Annotated in this window: 3 protein-coding genes; all 3 read left to right on the forward strand. The window is 40.2% G+C overall.

Annotated features, from left to right (window positions below; genetic code table 11):
• A partial coding sequence (locus tag PLK24_RS11200) for an electron transport complex protein RnfA (protein ID WP_324479172.1) occupies nt 1-376 on the forward strand: 376 nt, incomplete at its 5' end.
• 14 nt (nt 377-390) lie between these two features.
• Nucleotides 391-1,236 carry an RnfABCDGE type electron transport complex subunit B gene (locus PLK24_RS11205; protein ID WP_324479174.1) on the forward strand — a complete coding sequence of 282 codons (846 nt, stop codon included), beginning with the start codon at nt 391-393 and terminating at the stop codon, nt 1,234-1,236.
• A 45-nt stretch (nt 1,237-1,281) separates the two neighbouring features.
• A partial coding sequence (locus PLK24_RS11210) for an FGGY family carbohydrate kinase (protein ID WP_324479176.1) occupies nt 1,282-1,813 on the forward strand: 532 nt, incomplete at its 3' end.

A 1,813-nucleotide genomic window follows, 5' to 3' on the forward strand; every position in this document is an offset into this window, starting at 1 on the left:
GCTCGAATATTTACGAATCATGGTGTTTATTTTGGTTATAGCTGTATTGGTACAGTTGGTTGAAATTTTGCTGAAAAAAAACCTTCCCAATCTATATCGGGCCATGGGGATTTATCTTCCTTTAATAACCACCAATTGTGCGATATTAGCGGTTACTTTTTTTGGAGTTGATTATAATTATAATCTTCTGCAGGTGGTCATTTATAGTATCAGTGTTGCTCTTGGATTTACTGTTGCTACCGTTTTGTTAGCTGGTATTCGGGAAAAATTACGGTATGCAAAAGTACCGAGTTTTTATCGTGGATATCCAATGGCGTTTATTGTTACCGCTCTCCTTGCCATTGCCTTTATTGGATTTAAGGGTTTGATAAAGTAGAGGAGGATGTTGAAATGTCGATTCTTTTGCCGACGGTTTTGATCGGAATTTTGGGGGTAGCTTTTGGATATATGCTGGCTTGGTTCGCCCAAAAATTTGCTATACATACCAACCCTTTAATTAAAAAGATCGAGGAGATTTTACCTGGTGCCAATTGTGGTGCCTGTGGATATCCTGGTTGTTCTGGATTAGCAGAAAAAATTGTCAACGAAGACGCTCCGGTGAATGCCTGTCCGGTTGGTGGCGTAAAAGTGTGGACTGAAATCGCTAAGCTTACCGGAAAAACCACTGGAAAGTTAGAAACCAAAAAGGCAATGTTGGTCTGTCAAGGTGGGAAAGGAACTGTTCAAGAGTTAGGTACTTACTTTGGAATTGATGATTGTCGAGCAGCAGCGGTTTTAGGTGTATCTCATATAGGTTGTATTAATGGTTGCTTGGGATTGGGCACTTGTGAGAAAATTTGTCCGTTTGATGCTATTCATATTAATCCTGAAACCAGTCTTCCAGTTATTGATTGGGCAGAATGTACTGGTTGTGGAAAATGCGTTGAGGAGTGTCCGCGCAAAGTATTGGCCTTAGTCCCAGGGAGAGAACAAGTGCAATTAGCTTGTTCATCTCCAGCCAGTGGGAAGGAAGTTCGCCGGATTTGTAGCAAGGGGTGTATTAAATGTCAGCTCTGTGTGAAAGCCTGTCCGGTTCAAGCCATTCATTTCCAGGATGGAGTGATCAAAATTGATCAGGAAAAGTGCACGTTATGTGGTTTATGTAAAGAAAAATGTCCAACCCGTTGCATTCTTTGTCTCCTGACCAAAGATCGAAAGGATGCAGAAAAGACTCTAGCCCCGGTATCGGAATCATAAAAATCTGGTTAAATTTTTCATTTTCAGAAAAAACTGGAGGAGAAAATGGCCCATTTGTTAGGAATTGATATTGGAACAACCAATACCAAGATCATAATTTTTTCAGAAAATGGAGATATTATTGAAGAAAGGGCATTTCCCACCCCGTTTATAAGTGATGAATATGGTGGATGTTACCAACCTCAGGAAGTTTTGAACGCTTTATTGGAAAACTTAAAAGGCTTTTCTTCTGATGCTAAAAAAGAAGTCGTTGCTCTGAGCATATCAAGCTTTGCTGAAGTGATGGTTGGTTTGGATCAGTCCCTTCAGCCGATTACCAAGAGTCCGGCCTGGTTTGACACCCGAACTGATTTCATTTTCCAAGAAATGAAGGGCATCATCAACAATGAGAAGATCTATCGATTAACTGGTTTGTCGCCTCAATCAAAATACTCTTTTTATAAGCTCGTATGGCATCGAGAAGTTGAGCCAAAAGTTTTCCAATCAGTTCGATATTGGACTTCGATGTCAGGATATATTTTAGCTGCTCTTTCTGGAGTGCTATCTTTTGATTATTCTTTGGCTTCACGAACCATGT

It is taken from the genome of Atribacter sp. (genome assembly GCF_035418125.1).
Taxonomy (GTDB): Bacteria; Atribacterota; Atribacteria; order Atribacterales; family Atribacteraceae; genus Atribacter; species Atribacter allofermentans.